This window comes from Shewanella chilikensis (assembly GCF_002836945.1).
GTDB classification, from domain to species: domain Bacteria; phylum Pseudomonadota; class Gammaproteobacteria; order Enterobacterales; family Shewanellaceae; genus Shewanella; species Shewanella chilikensis.
Genome location: NZ_NIJM01000105.1, coordinates 1 through 1531 on the forward strand (window position 1 = coordinate 1; position 1531 = coordinate 1531).

Here is a 1531-nt window from a genome sequence, read left to right on the forward strand (position 1 = left end):
CGTAGCAATCGAATACTCGGTTGGAAAGACAGTGTTGTCTGAGCCATTGCCAAACTTGCTCCATTGGGTTCAGCTCTGGGGAATAAGTGGGCAACTTAATCAAAGTGAGTCAAGGTGAAGCATCATGGCATCTTTGTTGACCAAGGGCGTAATCAATGCTTCCGTTTTACCGTTACTTGGGCAGACTGCTCCAAACAGATACCCATAATCAAATTGCTGCTGTTTGACGACACGGGACGGCTACCCCCGTTTTGCCCAAAGTCTTGTCGTTTGGTTTTGTTGGCCAAATCTGGCTTCGTCTTGGAACCACACATCCACACGCTCAAGTGGAAGATGACCCGGGATGAGACTGAAATCAAGCGCATGGAGTAAGCGGTACACATTGGTCAAGCTATAGCTCACATGCAGGTCGTTACCGATATAAACTCTGATATCTTCAGCTATTAAGCGTCCAGCATCCTGCTTGATGGCATTCTTCTCGATAAACTTTTTAAGTTGCTCTAATTGATGAGGAGAGAGTTGATTGGGTTGTCCGGGTTTAGGTTTATCAAGCAAACCATTGAGCCCATCAGCCAGGTAACTTGCGACCCAAGTATTAACACTAGTGCGACTCACACCAAGCAGGGCTGTTAAGGAGATAGTTGCCCGCGCATATTCTTGATAAATGCAGCGGCCGCAACTGAGTTAATGAATATCCTTTTAGTTTGCCTTTGCAGAGTAGTAGGTATTAATCGTTTATCTCTAGCTATTGAGTAATGCTCTAGGTTGGCTTCAGGCTGAAAGCAGAGCAATGTGGTTTGTAGGCGCAGTTATTTATCGTTGGCTGCATGAACATCTCGGGTATTCAGAGTCGATGAGCCGCGCAGTTAAAGCTTGGGGTTCTGGCTTCGAGGCTATGAACTTGGGCGCAACCCTGTACAGGATGAGAAAACATTTTAGTAATTATACAGAATCTCGATTATTTCTGACTGGTTTCATGACTAATAAGGTGTATTACATTGGGTGAATCTTTCCCCTGAGTCTGACTACCAGAATTGTTTATACAAATAGGTTTGTGGATAAGTCTGTGGTTAATGGGTAGGTAAGCTGTGTGGTTGAGCGGGGTTTCTACAGTCAGTCAATAAAGTGGTTTTTTCTTTTAAAAAGCTCTTGCACAAAAGTTCAGGCTCCCTATAATGCGCTCCCACTGACACGGCGCAGCGGCAACGCGAAAGACGTGACAGGGTCGAAGAAAAGAGGCTTTTGAGTCCTTTCAATGACAGGCGAAAAAAGATGGTAAATACCTCTTGACGCCGCAGCAGGAAAGCGTAGAATACGCAGCCCTGACCCGATGGCCACAGCGCCTAAGGGATTGCTCTTTAACAAGATAAACAAGCAAATCTGTGTGGACACTCACAGGCATTGAGAAATCGACAAAACGATTTAACTCGATGAAGAGTGTTCATACGTCGGAGGCCAAGCGGTCTTAGGAAGACAATTCGTATCCGCAACTCCTTGGCTCACAGAACGACATGGCTACGATCCGACTTCT

1 protein-coding gene and 1 pseudogene are annotated in these 1531 nt (G+C 45.7%); both read right to left on the reverse strand.

Annotated features, from left to right (window positions below; translation table 11 throughout):
• A pseudogene (locus CX651_RS20035) lies at window positions 1-109 on the reverse strand (transposase); the annotation flags it as partial.
• Between the two features lie 131 nt (window positions 110-240).
• A complete protein-coding gene (locus CX651_RS19680) occupies window positions 241-666 on the reverse strand; it encodes a helix-turn-helix domain-containing protein (RefSeq protein ID WP_101057795.1) in 426 nt (141 codons plus the stop codon).
• Between the last annotated feature and the right edge of the window lie 865 nt (window positions 667-1531).